The 18,896-nt window shown below is 43.5% G+C and carries 14 protein-coding genes and 1 riboswitch; of the genes, 4 read left to right on the forward strand and 10 right to left on the reverse strand.

Going from position 1 to position 18,896, the window contains the following annotated elements; all coding sequences use genetic code 11:
* Positions 1-18: 18 nt before the first annotated feature.
* Positions 19-1,728, forward strand: coding sequence for an FAD-dependent oxidoreductase (locus AAEY93_RS06465; protein WP_124014015.1), 1,710 nt, complete (start codon positions 19-21; stop codon positions 1,726-1,728).
* Between the two features lie 59 nt (positions 1,729-1,787).
* Positions 1,788-2,216 carry a PaaI family thioesterase gene (locus AAEY93_RS06470; RefSeq protein ID WP_351075539.1) on the forward strand — a complete coding sequence of 143 codons (429 nt, stop codon included), beginning with the start codon at positions 1,788-1,790 and terminating at the stop codon, positions 2,214-2,216.
* Between the two features lie 109 nt (positions 2,217-2,325).
* Here AAEY93_RS06470 and lysS read toward each other — a convergent pair whose 3' ends face one another.
* The 8 genes from lysS to AAEY93_RS06510 form a co-directional block, all read right to left on the reverse strand.
* Entirely contained in the window at positions 2,326-3,828 is a 1,503-nt protein-coding gene (lysS, locus tag AAEY93_RS06475; protein ID WP_101032862.1) for a lysine--tRNA ligase, read from the reverse strand.
* A gap of 55 nt (positions 3,829-3,883) precedes the next feature.
* Positions 3,884-4,982, reverse strand: a protein-coding gene (gene prfB / locus AAEY93_RS06480; RefSeq protein WP_164839407.1) for a peptide chain release factor 2 whose coding sequence is annotated in 2 segments (ribosomal slippage) — positions 3,884-4,906 and positions 4,908-4,982 — 1,098 coding nt in all. Because the reading frame shifts where the segments join, the coding sequence is not laid out codon by codon here.
* 248 nt (positions 4,983-5,230) lie between these two features.
* Positions 5,231-6,895, reverse strand: coding sequence for a methyl-accepting chemotaxis protein (locus AAEY93_RS06485; protein ID WP_101032864.1), 1,665 nt, complete (start codon positions 6,893-6,895; stop codon positions 5,231-5,233).
* Positions 6,896-7,027: 132 nt separating this feature from the next.
* Positions 7,028-8,179, reverse strand: a complete 1,152-nt coding sequence (chrA, locus tag AAEY93_RS06490; protein WP_124014013.1) for a chromate efflux transporter — start codon at positions 8,177-8,179, stop codon at positions 7,028-7,030.
* A 328-nt stretch (positions 8,180-8,507) separates the two neighbouring features.
* Complete coding sequence (gene ohrR / locus AAEY93_RS06495; RefSeq protein WP_124014012.1) at positions 8,508-8,999, reverse strand: transcriptional regulator OhrR; 492 nt, start codon at positions 8,997-8,999, stop codon at positions 8,508-8,510.
* Between the two features lie 475 nt (positions 9,000-9,474).
* A complete protein-coding gene (locus tag AAEY93_RS06500) occupies positions 9,475-9,855 on the reverse strand; it encodes a SpoIIAA family protein (RefSeq protein ID WP_101032867.1) in 381 nt (126 codons plus the stop codon).
* A 400-nt stretch (positions 9,856-10,255) separates the two neighbouring features.
* Positions 10,256-11,665, reverse strand: coding sequence for a multidrug transporter subunit MdtD (gene mdtD / locus AAEY93_RS06505; RefSeq protein WP_124014011.1), 1,410 nt, complete (start codon positions 11,663-11,665; stop codon positions 10,256-10,258).
* Between the two features lie 11 nt (positions 11,666-11,676).
* Positions 11,677-12,231: a TMEM165/GDT1 family protein gene (locus tag AAEY93_RS06510; protein ID WP_124014010.1), complete on the reverse strand. Its 555-nt coding sequence runs from the start codon at positions 12,229-12,231 to the stop codon at positions 11,677-11,679.
* Between the two features lie 95 nt (positions 12,232-12,326).
* Positions 12,327-12,438: riboswitch (yybP-ykoY riboswitch) on the reverse strand.
* A gap of 258 nt (positions 12,439-12,696) precedes the next feature.
* On the opposite strand from AAEY93_RS06510, the gene AAEY93_RS06515 reads away from it, so the two are divergent.
* Both AAEY93_RS06515 and AAEY93_RS06520 read left to right on the forward strand, forming a co-directional pair.
* A complete protein-coding gene (locus AAEY93_RS06515; protein ID WP_101032870.1) occupies positions 12,697-13,899 on the forward strand; it encodes an aromatic amino acid transport family protein in 1,203 nt (400 codons plus the stop codon).
* A gap of 220 nt (positions 13,900-14,119) precedes the next feature.
* Entirely contained in the window at positions 14,120-16,276 is a 2,157-nt protein-coding gene (locus tag AAEY93_RS06520) for a S46 family peptidase (RefSeq protein ID WP_351075549.1), read from the forward strand.
* Positions 16,277-16,295: 19 nt separating this feature from the next.
* Here AAEY93_RS06520 and AAEY93_RS06525 read toward each other — a convergent pair whose 3' ends face one another.
* A complete protein-coding gene (locus AAEY93_RS06525; protein ID WP_164839524.1) occupies positions 16,296-17,003 on the reverse strand; it encodes a 23S rRNA pseudouridine(2604) synthase RluF in 708 nt (235 codons plus the stop codon).
* 482 nt (positions 17,004-17,485) lie between these two features.
* Complete coding sequence (locus AAEY93_RS06530; protein ID WP_101032873.1) at positions 17,486-18,829, reverse strand: Na+/H+ antiporter NhaC family protein; 1,344 nt, start codon at positions 18,827-18,829, stop codon at positions 17,486-17,488.
* Positions 18,830-18,896: the final 67 nt, after the last annotated feature.

The following is an 18,896-nucleotide window of genomic DNA, read 5'->3' on the forward strand; positions in this document are numbered from 1 at the left end:
ATTTTATCGGAGAAAACAATGACTAAAATAGTAATTATCGGTGGGGTTGCCGGTGGGGCATCAGCAGCAGCAAGAGCAAGACGTGTATCAGAAACGGCTGAAATTATCATGTTAGAAAGGGGCGAGTTTGTTTCATTTGCCAACTGTGGTTTGCCTTATCATATCAGTGGTGAAATTGAATCCAGAGATGCATTATTGTTGCAAACACCCGAAAGCTTCAAATCACGTTTCAATGTTGATGTCCGGGTGTTTAATGAAGTGATTGCTATTGATAGGCAAGCTAAAAGGCTAAACATACGTAATCATATTACCCATGAAATATATCAAGAGTCATATGACAAGTTGCTACTAAGCCCGGGGGCATCACCAATAAAACCACCCATTAGCGGCATCAATAACCAGTTCGTCCATAGTCTACGTAATATTCCTGATATGGATAGAGTACTGGCGAACCTTGTGCTGCATAAGCCGAAACATGCCACTGTGGTAGGGGGTGGGTTTATTGGTTTAGAAATGGTGGAAGCGCTGCGCCACCGAGGATTAGAGGTGAGCTTACTCGAACTTGCCGACCAAGTTATGGGGCCTGTGGATATTGAAATGGCCAATATACTGCATCAAAAGCTAGTTGATAATAAGGTTGATTTACGCTTAAAAACAGGCTTAACCGCCGTCAATGAGTGCCAAATTCAACTTGCTGAAGCCGATATTACCGATGACTATGATAAACCGGTACCGCCCCATTCCCATTTACAATTAACCTTGAGTGATAACAGCACTTTAGCGACAGACTTAGTCATCCTCGCCATCGGCGTTAAACCAGAAACTAGCTTGGCATCAGAGTGCGGCTTAGTATTAGGCCCGCTCGGTGGTATTCGTGTAGATGCCGGGATGCGTACTTCCGATGCAGATATTTATGCTGTCGGCGATGCCATTGAAACCGCTGATTTCGTCAGCGGTAATCCTTCACTTGTTCCACTTGCTGGACCGGCTAATCGTCAGGGACGATTAGCCGCAGATAACATGTTGGGTGGTGATAGGTTATATCGCGCTACCCAAGGGACCGCAATCTGTAAGTTGTTTGATATGGCCATCGCCTCGACGGGATTAAATGAGAAAAGTTTGCTAAGGCAAGCTATCCCATTTGAAAAAATTTATGTCCACACAGCAAGCCATGCCAGCTATTATCCTGGGGCTCACCCTATTACTTTAAAACTGTTGTTTTGTCCTGATAATGGCCGCATTTTAGGTGCTCAGGCTGCTGGGATTGATGGTGTCGATAAGCGTATTGACGTATTAGCGGTAGCGCAACGCGCGGGGATGACGGTATATGATTTAGCCGACCTTGAGCTCACTTACGCGCCTCCTTTTGGCTCTGCGCGAGACGTGGTCAATCAGGCAGGTATGGTCGCGGCTAATGTGTTATTAGGCGATGAAGTGACTTGTCACACTCAAGATCTACAGGCCTTGACTGCGACACAAATTATTGTCGATGTGCGTAATCCTGGCGAACTAACGGCTGTGGGTGCGATTGATAATGCGATTAATATTCCGCTGCCGCAACTTCGAGACCGACTCAATGAACTTCCCAAAGACAAAGAATTATTGCTGCTCTGTCAGGTAGGGTTGCGCGGTCATGTCGCCTGTCGCATGTTAGTCCAGCATGGTTTTAAAGCACGCAACCTCAGCGGTGGCTATAAAACTTACCAAATGGTCAATGCGCGTTTTTAGTACATTAGTTAAGAAAAACCTTAACAGTCATCTGTCCCTATTAATAAACAAGGCTTAGTGTGAGTAGTTATCAAGATTGTAAACAAAGCCACAGTCAATGTGTTGTCTGTGGCGACGCTAAACAAAATCCATTGTCATTACAATGTAAGTTTTTTGCAGACGGTGACAATCAGGTTGTTGGTTATCATAAAGCAAGTCAGCAGCTTCAAGGCTACACTAGCTTCTTACATGGCGGCGTAGCAAGCACCTTAGTCGATGCTGCCATGACTCATTGTTTGCTTATGCAAGGCATTAAAGCCTTAACTGCAGAAATGACAGTACGCTTTGTTGCCCCAATAAAAGTTGGCGATGCCATCAAAATTGTCGGTCATCTGGTGAGCAAACGCTTAGGAATGTACCAACTAGAAGCCGTACTCTATGTAGAAAATAAAGCTTGCGTGACGGCTAAGGCGAAGTTTATTCAACCTAGGAACGGAGTCATAGGCTAGCTTAGAACCCATCTCAGCAACAAGGACGAGTCTATATTTTCATTTAAATCTAGCCAAAAAAAACCAGCCTGATGGCTGGTTTCGTTTTATTGGCTTAGCTGACTAGCGATTAAGCTTGTGGACGCATCGCTGGGAATAAAATCACATCACGGATAGTATGCGTGTTAGTGAATAGCATCACCAAACGGTCGATACCAATACCTTGACCCGCGGTTGGCGGTAAACCGTGCTCGAGTGCAGTGATGTAGTCTGCATCGTAGAACATGGCTTCGTCATCGCCGGCATCTTTGGCATCAACTTGCGCTTTAAAGCGGCTGTCTTGATCTTCAGCATCATTGAGCTCAGAGAAGCCATTAGCCACTTCACGGCCACCGATAAAGAATTCAAAACGGTCGGTGATGAAATCATTGTTATCATTACGACGTGCTAAAGGCGAAATATCCGCGGGATAGCCAGTAATGAAAGTAGGTTGCATCAGTTTAGTTTCAGCGGTTTCACCAAAAATTTCTTCCAGCAACTGGCCACAAGTCCAGAATTTTTCTAGCTTGATGCCTAGGCTCTTGGCCAAGTCGCGCATAAAGTCTACGTCTTTAACTTGCTCGTACGTCATCGCTTGTATAGTGGCGTTATCAGGATTGTATTTCTGAATGGCTTCTAACATGCTTAAACGGGCATAAGGACCACCAAAGTCTACTGTGTCCTCGCCGTATGGCATTTGCGCACTACCGAGTAAATCAATCGCAATTGAACTGAGCATTTCTTCAGTTAAATCCATTAGGTCTTTATAATCCGCGTACGCCATATAGAATTCCATCATGGTGAATTCTGGGTTATGACGTGGCGATAAACCTTCGTTACGGAAGTTACGGTTAATTTCGAACACACGCTCAAAACCACCAACCACTAACCGCTTTAAATACAGTTCTGGCGCAATACGTAAGTACATGGCCATGTCTAACGCGTTGTGATGAGTGACAAATGGACGTGCAGTAGCACCACCAGGAATAACGTGCATCATAGGAGTTTCAACTTCCATGAACTCTTTTTTGACCATAAAGTGACGAATAGCGGAAACCACTTTAGAACGCATAATAAAGGTATTGCGAGACTCTTCATTAACGATTAAATCAACGTAACGCTGACGATAGCGCGTTTCTTGGTCGGTTAACCCGTGGAACTTTTCAGGTAACGGACGTAATGCTTTAGTCAGTAACTGATATTCTTCCATATTAACGTACAAGTCGCCCCGGCCCGATAAATGCAGCTGACCTTTAACACCAATGATGTCACCGATGTCTAAACCTTGATAACGCTCTTTTAAATCACCTTGCACTGGCTTACCAGCGTAAGCTTGAATACGACCAGACACGTCTTGAATGACTAAAAATGGACCTCGTTTTGCCATAACACGGCCGGCAATACTGGTTTGAAACCCTAACACTTCTAGCGCTTCTTTGGTCTGCTCACCATATTGCGCCTGTAACTCAGCCGCTTTATGGCTACGTTGCCAGGTATTTGGATGAGCATTAGCAGGACAACTGGTGCGGATGTGGTCTAATTTAGCGCGACGTTCAGCAATCAGTTTGTTTTCATCTTGTACGTGTTCAGTCATATTATATTCTCGCGTTTACTCGCCACACTTTGTGATGGCGAAAAAATTAATTTACTTAAAGTCCTGATTTTAGGCTGGCTTCAATAAACTTATCTAAATCACCATCCAGCACAGATTGAGTATTGCGGTTCTCAACCCCCGTGCGTAAATCTTTGATACGGGCGTCATCTAATACGTATGAACGAATTTGACTGCCCCAGCCGATGTCTGATTTTGCATTTTCAGCAGCTTGTTTATCGGCATTTTGCTGGTGCATTTGTAACTCGTATAACTTCGCCTTTAACAGTTTATAGGCAGCGTCACGGTTTTTATGTTGCGAGCGATCGTTTTGACATTGCACCACAGTATTGGTTGGCAAATGCGTAATACGTACCGCTGAATCTGTTTTGTTGACGTGCTGACCACCTGCGCCAGATGCGCGATAAGTGTCAATACGTAAATCAGACGGATTAATTTCAATTTCAATCTCGTCATCAATTTCTGGGTAAACGAAAACGGAACAAAAAGAGGTATGACGTTTACCTGATGAATCAAATGGTGATTTACGCACCAAACGATGAACACCGGTCTCGGTTCGCATCCATCCAAAAGCATATTCTCCGGTGAACTTAATCGTTGCACCTTTAATACCCGCTACATCGCCGTCAGTCACTTCAATTAACTCTGGGCTAAAACCATGTGCCTCACCCCAGCGTAAATACATGCGCAGAACCATATTGGCCCAGTCTTGTGCTTCGGTGCCGCCTGAACCAGATTGAATATCCAAGTAACAATTTGATGCATCATTCTTACCAGAAAACATGCGGCGGAATTCGAGATCAGCCAAACGAGTCTCTAACGACTCAAGTTCTGAAGCGGCATCATTAAAGGTTCCTTCGTCATCTTCTTCAATGGCCAGTTCAAGTAACCCTTCAATGTCTTCTAGACCTGAGTCCATATCATCAATGGTTTTGACCACTAAGACTAACGCAGCACGCTCTTTACCTAATGCTTGAGCACGTTCAGGCTCATTCCACACTTCAGGGCTTTCAAGCTCTCGACTGACTTCTTCTAACCGCTCACTTTTGGCAGCGTAGTCAAAGATACCCCCGAAGTAGCTCAGTGCGTTCGGCGAGCTCTTTGATTTTGAATTTTACCGGATTAACTTCAAACATGAATATTCAACTTAAATTTAGCCGTTAACGAAAGGTGCAACGGCGTATTTTACCCCATGAGAGGCGCTAAACCTAGACCAGAAGAGCGATTATTAATAAACAAATGACGAATATATTGCGCAGAAACAACATCAAAAAAATCATTAACCTGTAATAAACAGATTAAATGGACCTATTGTTATCATTAAAAAATGATTAAAAAAAATGAACCCCTTCGGGTTCATTTTTAACGATCGGTTTGGTAAAAATTATACTTTAAATTGACCTACTAACTGAGCTAAGGTCTGACCTTCATTCGCCACGGTTTTGCTCATATCAGATGCCTCTTCACTGGCTGCTAGTAACGTATTCACAATCTCTTGTACTGAATTGATATTGCGATTAATTTCTTCAGTCACTGAGCTTTGCTCGGTAGCGGCGGTGGCTATTTGGGTACTCATGTCATTAATACTGGTCACCGATGAGGTTACTGAACCTAAGCTTTCAGAAATCGCCCGCGAGGACTCAACCGAACTTAAACAACTGGTTTGGCTTTCTTCCATGGCTTGTACCGCTTTGGTGACTAACTTATGCAGTTCAGACAGCATTTCATTAATCTCGACCGTACTGGCTTGGGTACGACTGGCTAAATTTCTCACTTCATCGGCAACAACGGCAAAACCTCGACCTTGTTCGCCAGCTCGGGCAGCTTCAATCGCCGCATTAAGAGCCAGTAAATTGGTTTGTTCGGCAATTCCGCCTATGACACTGAGTACAGAGTTAATTTTTTTCGATTGTTCACTTAATGACTTCACATTGCCAGCGGCATTGTCAATTTGAGTCATTAAATTGGACACTTCCGTTAGTGAGGTATCAACACAATCTTGTGCTTTACCTACGTTATCAGAGGCTGCGTGTGTTGCCTCTGCAACCATATTGGTATTATGTGCCACATCATTAGCCGTAGCCGACATTTCAGTGATGGCAGTAACAATTTGATCAACTTCACTATTATGGTGGTTGAGTTGCTCAGTCATCGACACCGTTTGGCCATTGATGCTTTGAGCAGCATGCTTAACTCTGTCCGTTGCGCCAGCCACATCACTAATAATATGCTGTAATTTGTCGATAAACAGATTGAATGCACTGCCTAACTGTCCAATCTCATCTTCACTGGTGATATCTAAACGTTTGGTTAAATCGCCTTCACCTTTGGCAATATCATTTAACGAGGTAGCCATATTCTGGATTGGCACCACCATTTTATGTGCCATCACCACCACGGCAAAAGCCGTTATGCCTGTAAGACCTATAGCAATGAGTAAAAACATCAGTGCTTTTTGACCCATCTCTTCCGTTTTATAGGTTTTATAAGCCGCAATGGACTCTTCAATATCATCAATATAGGCACCCGAGCCTAACATCCAATGGGTGTTGGGGATCATTACCGCAAAGCCGAGTTTTTCAATAAGCTGGCTACTACCCGGTTTTTGGTAGTAATAAGAAAAATTACCAGTACCCGCTTGAGCGGCCTCTAATAAGCCAACAATAATTTTGGTGCCACTAGGGTCGGCCATATCTATTTTGTTTTGGCCTTCAAGTTCAGGCATAGTCGGGTGAAAAATATTGACCCCAGCATCATCATATATATAGAAATAGCCTGCAGTGCCAAAACGTAAATCTCTTAATGCTGCATTGACATTTCCCTTGTCACCCAAAGCAAGTTCATATTCAACAACGCCCTGAGCAATCTGGACTGATTCTTTTAGTTGGTTTTGGCGCTCTGAAATTAATTCACTGCGAAAGTTATCAATATCTTTGGTTAAAGATGACTCTTCATTAACATAAAAAATACTCAGTAATACGGTGAGGATCAACGAAAGCGGAATTAATGATAAGCCCAGGAGTTTATTGCGTAGTGAAGATCTCAGCATAGTGGCAAGCCTTTTGAGGGTAATAATCGATTTAGCATACTAATCTATTTTTTATAGATACTTAAACTAACTAACTATATACCTCCCAATAAAGTGAGACCGGTCTCAAAAAAGCACAATATAGTAACTTTTTTATAACATTGATAATCCGCTGCCCATGGCAGCAAATCCTATCACCAACCACACTAAGCTGGGCTTGAAGACTTTTAACAGACTAAAGCCAATAATCACTAAAGCCATATCCAACGGCATGATCACCGCACTGGTAAATACCGGTTGATAAAGTGCCGCAAGTAAGAGTCCGACAACAGCCGCATTCACTCCCGCGATAGCGCCTGCTATGGCCGGACGTTGGCTTATTGAATGCCAACTTTTTAAGCCCACCAGCATCAGTAAAAAACCCGGGAGAAAAATAGCTAACGTCGCCACTATAGCCCCAAGGATCGGCGACTCTAACCATAAGTCAGCCCCTAAAAAAGTGGCTAAGGTAAACATAGGTCCAGGAATGGCTTGTGCAAGCGCATAACCGGTCAAAAAACGATCTGGGGTAATGTATTCACCGACGCTGGTTTCAAGCAAGGGCAATACCACATGCCCACCACCGAACACTAAACTACCGACTTGATAGAACTGCGCAAAAATTTGTCCAAGGCTATCGGGTTGATTGATAAGATATAAAGATGCCGCTATTCCTATAATAAATAATGCTAACCAACGATAATCAAGCTCAATAGCAGGAGAGTCCGGTGTAATACTGTCACCCCTAGTCATCAGCGTGACCCCAACAATAGCCGCCACAATTAACACGGCTATTTGGATCAATAATGAAGGCATTAATATAATAGCAACAGCTGTTGCTGCCATTAATATTTTTGCGGTTTTTCGTTGGCAAAATTGAGTGAACATTGACAAGGTTGCGTCAGCTACTACCACTACAGCAAGTAACTTTAGGCCGTGAATAGCCCCCGCAACGGTTGTTAATTGCAACCATTGCGCACTGGTAACCGCAAATAAAAACAACAGTAAAAACGATGGTAAGGTAAACCCCAAAAAGGCGGCTAATCCCCCCAGTAAACCGCCACGGTGATAACCAATCGCAAAACCGACCTGACTTGAACCAGGCCCTGGCATAAACTGACTCAGGGCAACAAAACTAGAATATTGCTTATTGTCTAGCCATTGCAGTTCGTCCACAAAGGCTTTTCTAAAATAGCCTATGTGTGCCGCAGGTCCTCCAAAGCTGATCAAACCTAATGCTAAAAAGCGACTGAATATTTGCCACATCGTCCTGGTACCTTTTTGTGTTGGTAAACAATACTATGACATTGAGGTGACATTTTTATGACGACAAAAAACACCCTTCTCTAGTAGCCTCTTATACTAAACCTTATCAATAAGTGATCAACTCAAAACGAGTGTTGAATGACGACTCAAGTACCGCTTACTTTACAAAAAGAGTAATGCAGCGGTTCTAACATGACCAATACTTCAAATGATCGACATGAGAAAACATATCAAACAAATCGGTTACTATTGTTATTTTATACTGACTTGCTCAACCATTGAGAGCTGAATATTGCGGCATGACAGACCATCACCACGCTCAAAATAATCATCTTTCACAGCTGCTTCCCGCGCCAGAATTAAGCATAAAAAATGCCTGATCACACAGTTGCTTCAATTGTTGTAAATCTTCAATACTGCCACCAACTTTACAGCGCATTTGCTCAGGAATACTCAATGCTTGCTGGTATAATTGCTGGCCTTGCTCAGTCACATGTAACACACGCACGCGTTCATCTAACTCGCTGCGACCTCGAGTCACTAACGTTTTACTTTCTAAGCGTTTTAATAACGGGGTTAACGTTCCAGAATCAAGATGTAATTTCTCACCTAAGGTTTTGACACTTATCCCCGGCTCTTTCCAAAGCACCATCATCACCAAATACTGTGGATACGTCAGCGACAACTCATCTAATAAGGGTCGATATGCGCGGATCAAAGCATTGGTCGCGCTGTATAATGAGAAACACACCTGATTTTCAAGTGCTAGCGGATTTTTTGCTGTAGGGAATTGAGATCCAGTAGACGCTTTACTAGGCATAGGCTTTACTCCGCTAACCAATAATATGAGTCAATGATAACATTGGTTGTGCACAACCTATAATTAAAAATTCAGTAAGCCACTTTTTGATAAAAATGCATCAAGCGCGGCGATCCTTGGTCTATAGAAGACTAACATTCAGTTTTACATTAAGGTTAACCATGTCACTTAGCGTTAATTCTCCTTCTTCAATGCCCACCACGATTGATTCAGGCAACAGCTTAAAAGTTGCCGTTATGGCTAACTATCAGCAAAAAATTGAAGGACAAATGGCATTATAACTTATCGCTGCAGCGCAACTATCTGCGCAACGACCTGCGCCGCAGCAATAAGCTAACAGTGGCCATATAAACGGATTATCACAGCATCAAAACCCTAGCGAATAGTCTCTATAAAATCACTAAGGTAAAATCAACGCTTCATACCGCGAACGACATATTGATCAATCCACATCCGCTTATTTTGGGCATCAGTGTTAATATCGAAGCCATTTTAAGGCGTCATCTTGGTCTTCGAAATATTTAATCTCACCTGCAATAAACCAACTACCTACTTTGGCCGCCCATTCTTGCCAGCCTTTATTACCCCAAATCGCCACTCTTTCAAACTCTGATTTATGGTTTAACCCCAGCTTTAAATCATCCCAAGCAGCATGCAAATCCCAACCGTCGAGCTCAGTCGCATCGAGAAATAAACTCACTTGAGGTTGATCAACTTGGCTTAATGCCCCCTCTAGCATTGGGGTAATGACGAGGTAATCTTGGTGGGTTAATGTGCCCGTTGCTTTTAATGTCACAAAAAACACATTTTCAATTCGGTTTATGCCAATCGATAAACCATGTTTCTTCATATCCATATCGAGACTCCTTTACTATGCTTTTACACAATTAAATGCACGCGCGCCCATATAATGTTTGTGCATGCTTATATTTTAGCCACAGATACGAGGAAATGTATGCCGGAGTGCACAAAATAAACGTTAGAGTACTTATGGTGTAATGGGTAATATTAACCATTTAACGATCACAGCAAACGCTCTCTCTAGAGCGGCGTAATATGAGAATAGCCAAGACATGCAAACAAATGAGAGGTTAACATTCTGTTAATATGCATCAGTGGCATGAACACCATTATCAGTGGCAGTATGCCACGACGGTGATGAACAACAGGATCAATGGTCATCAGGCGACTCATCGATAAAACAACAATAGCGTTAGGGTATTCTTCCGACGGGTGCGCCTAAGACGTGATTTACTCTACGGATGCTTTACTCGACGTCCATCTTCTTTAGACAATTGCGAAAAGATCGTTGCGGCTAACATCGTCATAATGCCAACCGTAACGAACGTCAGTTGGAAAGCTCTAAGCACAGTGCCCACTCCATCACTGTCGACATCAGTGCTAAAGCCGCCGAGTAAAGCCCCTGCACAGGCAACCCCCAGACTTAATGATAATTGCCCTACCACCGACAACAAACTGTTGCCACTGCTGGCACTGGCATCATCGAGGTCTATTAGGGTTACAACATTCATCGCCGTGAACTGCAACGAGTTGATTGCGCCCAGAATAGCCAGCATTCCCAACAATAACCAGTATGGAGTCTGTTCGCTTACCAAGCTCATGCTCATTAGCATAAGCCCCAGCGCCAACGTATTAGTAGTCAGTACGAAGCGATAGCCTAAACGTTCGATAATCGGTCGTGCCACATACTTGGCCAGTATCGCCGCAGCCGCTAATGGCAACATACTCATCCCAGCCTGAGATGGCGAATAACCCAGCGCCACTTGCAACAGCAATGGCACCAGAAACGGCAACGCGCCACTGCCCAAGCGAGCAAACAGATTACCAAATAGGCCAATAGCAAACGTCCTCGTCCGAAATAATGATGGCGCAAACAGCGGATGCTCAATACGCCCTGCCCGCAACCAATATGCTATCAAACACGCCATACCACCAAATAACAATAACATCACCCGTAGGTGTGGCATATGCAGTTCGCCTAGCCCTTCCATGGCAATGGTGATCAACAACATCGCCGCACCAAACAGTAAAAAACCCAGACTATCGAAACGCAACTTTTCCTTGCCACGGAGATCGGGGATGAACCGCCACACGGCATAACAACCCACCACGCCAACGGGCAGATTGATCAAAAAGATCCAATGCCATGTCAGGTATTGCACCATCCAACCGCCCATCGTTGGACCGATCAACGGACCGAGTAGACCCGGAATGGTGATAAAGCCCATGATCCGTACTAATTCCGAACGCGGATATGTCCGAAGCACCACCAGTCGCCCCACAGGCAACATTAACGCGCCGCCCAACCCCTGAATAACCCGAGCGCCAATGAGCATGTCTAATGAATAGGACAATGCACAAAGCAATGATCCAACACTGAACAATAAGATGGCACCAAAGAAGATTTTTTTGGTGCCAAAGCGATCAGCAATCCAGCCAGAAGCAGGGATCAACAAGGCAACGGTGAGCATGTAAGCGATAATCACGCCTTGCATACGCAGTGGATCTTCATTTAAATCGCTGGCCATCGCCGGGAGTGCTGTATTGAGGATCGTCCCATCAAGCGACTGCATGAAAAAGGCAATCGCGACGACCCAAGGTAACCCACGGGCAGTCTCTGCATCGAGAAGTTGGCTATCAGGCATTAAACCTCCATTTACCACATGAGTGTAGCCACGCCAAGCAGTGCAAACAATACAGCACAACCTCGATGAATAAGCTTCATGGGTAATTTATTAGCACTAAAATGTCCAGCGAGTACAACAGGGACATTGGCAATCAACATTCCCAATGTCGTGCCGATCACAACCCAGGTGAGTGATTGATATTTTGCCGCCAAGACTACAGTGGCAATTTGAGTTTTATCCCCTATTTCAGCAATAAAAAACAAAATAAACGTCGCAGTAAAAGCACCGAGTTGATAGAAACGGTTATCATCATCATCGATTTTATCGGGTATAAGCACCCATAACGCAATAGCAAAAAATGAACCGGCCACCAGATAAGTCGCCCATTGTGGATCAATCCAAGTAATTGCCCACTGGCCAAGCCATGCAGCAAGGAAATGATTCAATATTGTGGCGAGTAAAATACCTGAGATAATAGCGCTTTTATTGCTAAATCTCACCGCGAGCAGCAAGGCTAATAATTGAGTCTTGTCGCCTATTTCAGCGATGGCAACAGTAAGAGTTGAGGCGAATAAAGCTTCCAATGTGATATTCCTAGGGGTAAATGACAACTAAGCACGAGCCACCGCATACCCCTTGATGCAGTTACTGTGCTTAGGTCTCGCTTGGTAAAACCACTGATTAACAGTGAGTTACTGTCTGCACCATGGCGTGAGGCCAATTATGTTGATACAGACATCTTGTGTGCCATAACAGCAAGACAAGATTAGCTACTCCCCTAAAACAATTCGCATTATAACGATTAAATAATTTTATTCAATGGACTCATTTTACAGTGTAAATTCGGCATAAAAATAACCTCACCCCAACAGTAACGCCGTAATGCTACGCTATTGCAAAAATCACGTGTAAAAAAGTTTGGTCTATTGTTGTGTAATTGTTTACAAACACCGCTGTTAGCCTTTAACAGTCAAAGATCCTTGCCTGCTCTGTCACCCTTCTGCTAATGTCCGATACAAATAAAATAAAAATTAGACTGGACATTTTCTGTGAATTTTAAAACGTTAGGCTCTATTTCAATTGTAGCTGGAACGGCCATTGGGGGAGGCATGTTAGCGCTACCATTAGCAACGGCAGCCTTGGGTATGATCCCCGCATTAATCTTATTAGTGGTTATTTGGGGGTTATCAGCTTACACCTCGTTATTGATGTTAGAAATTAATCTTCACTCTGGTGTCGGCGATAACGTCCATGCCATTACCGGTAAAACACTGGGAAAAGTTGGCCAGCTCATTCAAGGTGGCTCATTCCTGAGCTTATTATTTGCGTTAACCATGGTGTATCTGATGGGAGGGTCATCGCTATTAGAAACCCGTTTACAACCCATCGGCATTAACATGAGCAACCAAGTAGCCATCATACTGTTTACGGTTATCTTTGGTGGATTAATTGCCATTGGCGTGAAGTGGATTGATAAAGTATCACGCATTTTATTTACTTCTATGGTGGTGTTACTCGTCATTGTGGTGGCATTTTTATTACCAGACGTTAATTTAATCAGTGCATTAAACAATTACTCAACCGATGTTGCTTCAGGCACAGCGCTACAACAATTATGGCTAGCAGCCATTCCTGTAGTGTTTACCTCATTTGGTTTCCATGTGTGTATTGCGACGATTGTGCGCTACTTAGAAGGTGATGCCGTTTCACTCAGAAAAGTGTTATTGATCGGCTCGAGCATTCCACTGGTTTGCTATATCCTGTGGTTGTTAGTGACCTTAGGGTCTTTAGGCGGCGAAACCGTCCATAGCTTTGGTGGTTCACTGCCTAAACTCGTTGCAGCTTTACAAAGCTTAGCTCAATCAAGAATTATAATCCAAGCCATTGATTTATTTGCTAACCTTGCATTAATCACTTCGTTCTTAGGCGTTACCATGAGCTTGTTTGACTATGTTGCCGAACTCACTCGAGCCAAGGATGATGCCTCAGGTCGCGCTAAAACATGGCTCATTACCTTTATACCACCGCTATTGTGTGCACTTTACTACCCAGATGGCTTTTTAAGCGTCCTTGGTTTTGCAGCTATTCCATTGGTGGTGATAATTATCTATTTACCCATTGCAATGGCATTAAAGCAACGTTCACAGCCATTGGGCGGCTACCAAGTCTCTGGTGGCAGTTTGGGACTTATCATCGCGGGCTTACTCGGTACCTTGATTGTTGTTGCCCAGTTGATGGTGGCATTAGCCTGAACCATATAACTCATAAAATGGATTTGTAAGCGAGTTTTACAAACCCTATTAAGATGATAAAACATTTGTTAAAGTCAGGCTAAGCCTGACTTTTTTGTTTTACGCTTTAATAACATTGACCAACACAATTAGACAAGAATTAAACAAGAATGAGACATGAATGGCCATAATATTCATCACACGCTAACACCTCCTCCCCAAAAAATAACGGAATTATATAATGAAAAAATGGTTATTAACTGTTGCAATAGCAGCCAGCTTTGGCGCTATGGCAGATGAAGGTATGTGGCAACCACATCAACTACCTGCGATGGCCGATGAACTCAAGGAAAAAGGCTTAGAGATCAGCGCTGAATCAATCTCTAAATTAACTGAATTTCCAATGAATGCCGTGATCAGCCTTGGTGGTTGTACCGCTTCATTTGTATCGCCAAAAGGCTTAGTCGTCACCAATCACCACTGTGCCTATGGTTCAATTCAGTACAACTCAACCCCAGAAAAAAACCTACTTAAAGACGGGTTTTTAGCCAAAACTTACGCAGAAGAACTGCCAGCTACACCGGGTTCACGTATTTTTGTGACTGAAGCGGTCACCAATGTTACCGATAACGTTAAAGCAAACCAAATGGATAAGGTGGGTAATGATTTTTACCAAGGCATCGAACAGCAAGAAAAAGCCTTAGTGGCAGAGTGTGAAAAAGAAGACGGTTACCGCTGCCAAGTTTATAGCTTCCATGGTGGCTTAGAATATTATCTGGTTAAGCAGTTAGAAATTCGTGACGTGCGTTTAGCTTACAATCCAGCAGCTAGCGTAGGTAAATACGGCGGCGATATCGATAACTGGATGTGGCCACGTCATACTGGTGACTTCTCATTTTATCGGGCATATGTATCTAAAGACGGAAAGCCTGCCGATTTTAGCAAAGACAACGTACCGTACGAGCCAAAAAGCTTTTTAAAAGTATCCGCTAAGGGCGTTAGCGATGGCGACTTTGTGATGGTTGCCGGTTACCCAGGCAGTACTAACCGCTACCGCACTGCCGATGAAGTTAATAATCAGTTTGAGTGGGCTTATCCTGAAGGGAAAGTCCTGCAAGAGCGCATGATTGAGATCATCAAAGAAACCGCGCCAGAAGGCAGCGACGAGCGGATTAAATACGAAAGCTTGATTGCTGGTTTAGCCAATTATGCCAAAAATTTTACCTCGATGATTGAGTATTATGGTAAATCAACCATGCTCGCTGATCGTGAGAAAATAGAGAGCGATTTAGCAAACTGGATCGGCAAAGATAAAAAGCGCCAACAGCAATATGGCGAAACACTATCAAGCTTAGAAAAACTGGTTGCTAAGAGTCAGCAAAATCAGCAAAGAGACACTTTATTAGGTTATATCGGTTACACCACTATGGTCACCACCGCACGTGATTTGTATCGCTTAGCTAATGAGAAAACCTTAGCTGATATGCAACGTGAACCAGGTTACCAAGAACGTGACATGACCAACTTTACCTCAAGCATGGAACGTATTGATCGCCGTTATGCCGCCAGTGTCGATAAAGCCCTGCTAGCCGATTTACTGACGCGCTATGCCGCATTACCTGCAGAGCAGCATTTAGCCTCTTTAGATAAAGCCTTTGGTATTAGCAAAAAATTTGATGCTAAAGCGTTAGCGAACACATTGGATAAAATGTACGCCAACACCAAGCTAAACAACAAAGAAACTCGCTTAGCATGGATGAACAAATCGGTTGCCGACTTTAAAGTCTCTAACGACCCATTCATTCAATTTGCAGTACAAACCTTTGATGCTGACATGGCGCGCGAAAAAGAGAAAAAGCAATTAGAAGGTGACTTAATGAAAGTACGTCCACAATATATGGACGCGATCATTGCCTATAACCGCGAGCAAGGTAAACCGGTTTATGCCGATGCAAACTCAAGCCTGCGGGTGACAATAGGTAACGTGAAAGGTTACTCACCACAAGATGGCCTAGTGGCAGTGCCTTTTACCCGTTTAGAAGGCCTTTTAGCCAAAGACACTGGAGTTGACCCATTTGATGCACCAGCAAAACAGCTTGAGCTGATTAAGCAAAAGCAATACGGCGATTACTATGTCAAAGCCATTGACTCAGTCCCGGTTAATTTTTTATCGACCCTTGATACAACCGGCGGTAACTCAGGATCACCCACCTTAAACGGCCGCGCTGAATTAGTCGGTTTGCTGTTTGACGGTGTGTACGAAAGTATCATTGGTGACTGGGGATACGACGCTCAAAGCAATCGTTCCATCCAAGTTGACAGCCGTTATATGCTCTGGGTAATGCAGTACTTAGATCATGCTGACAATTTATTAGCTGAAATGGACATTGTTAAATAATCATTGTTTAACAAAATGCTCAGCTTACTGCGCATTTAAGACTCAATAACTCTGCGGCCGTTAATGGCCGCATTGTTTTTTCTGCTAATTCAGCAAGACACACATCCAGCAACTGGGTACGCATTAAATCAATCACTTTATAGCTCAACGCCTGACACATACGCCTAATCTGCCGATTTAATCCTTGGGTTAATACGATCTCAAATCTGTCTTCATCCGCCTCAGAGCTCCATCGCCGAATGTCACACGGTCGAGTTTGCACTTGCCCATATTGCACGCCTTGCGCCATCATCAATAAAAATTCTGCGCTAATAGGCTTATCCACTTGGACGACATAAGTCTTTGGATGATAAAAATCGGGATGCATTAACGCTTGAGTCAATTGGCCATCATTAGTGAGCAGTAATAATCCGCGAGAATTTTTATCTAAACGCCCTGCAGGATACAGCCTGGGTGACTCGGGTAATAAATGGAGCAGACTATGGGGATCATTAGCTAATAAACGGCAATCAACGCCAACAGGCTTATGGTACAGCCAATACTGTTTAGCTTGCACGGGCAAAATGGGTTTACCATCCACCAAAACAGTCACCGCTTCTGCGGGGTTAATGCGATCAGTATGCTTGGCTAATTGATGATTAAGACTCACTCGACCACTATCGATAAGTCGCGCAGCTTGCCGTCTTGATGCCACGCCACACACAGCTAAATAATGACTTAATCGCATCGGTGTCATGGACAATACTCAAGCAAGAATGGACATAAAATAACGGGTTCCGAGAAATAGGTCCACATTAGTTTGTTACGTGTTAATTTTTATTAGCATGCTTAACCCGAGGCAGATGTAGCATAAAATATTCACCTGGGTTAATGACCATATAGCCGATGACACAACATAGGTAAAAATTTATCAAACAATTGGCAAAATCCAACTGACGCTAATCCAATAGCATCAATGACATGAACACAATCTTTAGGTGTCAATTATGATTGCTGCCACTCCAGGGAACGGGTCGATACTTAAGCAAAAACAGGCATGGGCATGTTAACCCGGAAAACGCAAAAGTAATGACCAATATCCAAGAACCAAGAACCAAGAACAGTAATAGCCAATCATTACTGATTGGCTATTACTTGATTATCGTAAAATAGCTACATTCGTCGCCACTTAAACTGGGTAAGCAAGTCATGATTGATCATATAACCGATTTAGACTCGTTTACGAAATATCACAATGATCACTGCCATGACGGCCAAAATCATACAATACCAAGCATTAGACACTGCGACTAATGGACTAATGGTAAACACAGAGGCAATTAATAGTGCTTGGGCGCCATGTGGAATTAATCCCTGAATAATACAAGCAAAAATATCGAGAATACTGGCCGCTCGTTTGGGGGAAACCCCATGCTTTTCGGCTAGCTCCTTGGCGATATCACCCGTCACCACAATCGACACAGTATTGTTAGCTACACATGTATTGGTAGCGGCAACAATCGCGGCCATGCCTAACTCTGCCGCACGGCTTGATGCTTCGCCATTCGCTTTTGAAAAACGTTTGATTAGACGTTCAATCTGCTTGCTGACAAACGTTAGTCCACCCTGCTGCTGCATTAGTGCCGCTAAACCACCGACTAACATCGACAGAATAAAAATCTCCTGCATATTGGTAAAACCGGTGTAAATGTCATTACCAAATTGGATAAAGGTATAGTGAGAACTTAACACGCCTGTCACGCCGGCTAATACTATCCCTAATGACAGCACCACAAATACGTTTAAGCCGACCACCGCTAACACTAGAATGGTTAAATACGGTAGTACTTTTAAGATTTCAATATCCTGAGCAACAATATCTGCTTGCCCTTGACCGACAAATGAAAAAGCAATCAAGGTGAGGATCGACGCAGGGATAGCAAACACTAAGTTCTCACGAAATTTATCTTTCATTTCACAGCCCTGAGTTCGCGTTGCCGCAATCGTGGTATCTGAAATAATCGATAAATTGTCACCAAATAACGCACCAGACATTACCGCACCCGCCATTATGGCATAGTCAATATGAGCTTGATCAGCGACCCCTAACGCCACCGGCGCAACGGCAGCAATGGTGCCCATCGACGTCCCCATCGATGTTGCAATAAAAGCGGCTATAACAAAAAAACCAGGCAATAATAAATTGGATGGAATAAACGATAAACCGAGTGCCACCGTCGCATCAACGCCGCCAGTTGCTTTGGCAACAGCAGCAAATGCACCAGCCAATAAATAAATTAAACACATAGCAATAATATTACTGTGGCCAATACCTTCAATAAAGGTTTCTATCGCACTATTGATTTGCTGCTTTGACAACAATATTGCCAATACAATGGCAGGTAAAATGGCAATAACACTGGGTAATTGGTAGAACGCATAATCAACACCCTGACTTTGAAAATATAAGCCTGCACCAATAAACAATCCTAAAAACAAAAAAAGTGGCAATAATGCCACAAACGATGCCGGGCTGTTTACTGCCGAGGTGGCTGATGAAGTAGCTTTAGTCAAAATGGTCTCTCTTTATCTTAACGAATAGGGATTGGCGGATGAGAAAAGCGAGTACGACTCAATCTCG

It is taken from the genome of Shewanella sp. CAL98-MNA-CIBAN-0140 (assembly GCF_040309905.1).
In the GTDB taxonomy this organism is placed as follows: domain Bacteria; phylum Pseudomonadota; class Gammaproteobacteria; order Enterobacterales; family Shewanellaceae; genus Shewanella; species Shewanella psychromarinicola.

Excerpts from the sequence above, each read along its gene's own strand:
- AAEY93_RS06465 (WP_124014015.1), top strand. The coding sequence starts at position 19 with ATGACTAAAATAGTAATTATCGGTGGGGTTGCCGGTGGGGCATCAGCA.
- lysS (WP_101032862.1), bottom strand. The coding sequence starts at position 3,828 with ATGACTGAACACGTACAAGATGAAAACAAACTGATTGCTGAACGTCGC.
- AAEY93_RS06485 (WP_101032864.1), bottom strand. The coding sequence starts at position 6,895 with ATGCTGAGATCTTCACTACGCAATAAACTCCTGGGCTTATCATTAATT.
- chrA (WP_124014013.1), bottom strand. The coding sequence starts at position 8,179 with ATGTGGCAAATATTCAGTCGCTTTTTAGCATTAGGTTTGATCAGCTTT.
- ohrR (WP_124014012.1), bottom strand. The coding sequence starts at position 8,999 with ATGCCTAGTAAAGCGTCTACTGGATCTCAATTCCCTACAGCAAAAAAT.
- AAEY93_RS06500 (WP_101032867.1), bottom strand. The coding sequence starts at position 9,855 with ATGGATATGAAGAAACATGGTTTATCGATTGGCATAAACCGAATTGAA.
- mdtD (WP_124014011.1), bottom strand. The coding sequence starts at position 11,665 with ATGCCTGATAGCCAACTTCTCGATGCAGAGACTGCCCGTGGGTTACCT.
- AAEY93_RS06520 (WP_351075549.1), top strand. The coding sequence starts at position 14,120 with ATGAAAAAATGGTTATTAACTGTTGCAATAGCAGCCAGCTTTGGCGCT.
- AAEY93_RS06525 (WP_164839524.1), bottom strand. The coding sequence starts at position 17,003 with ATGCGATTAAGTCATTATTTAGCTGTGTGTGGCGTGGCATCAAGACGG.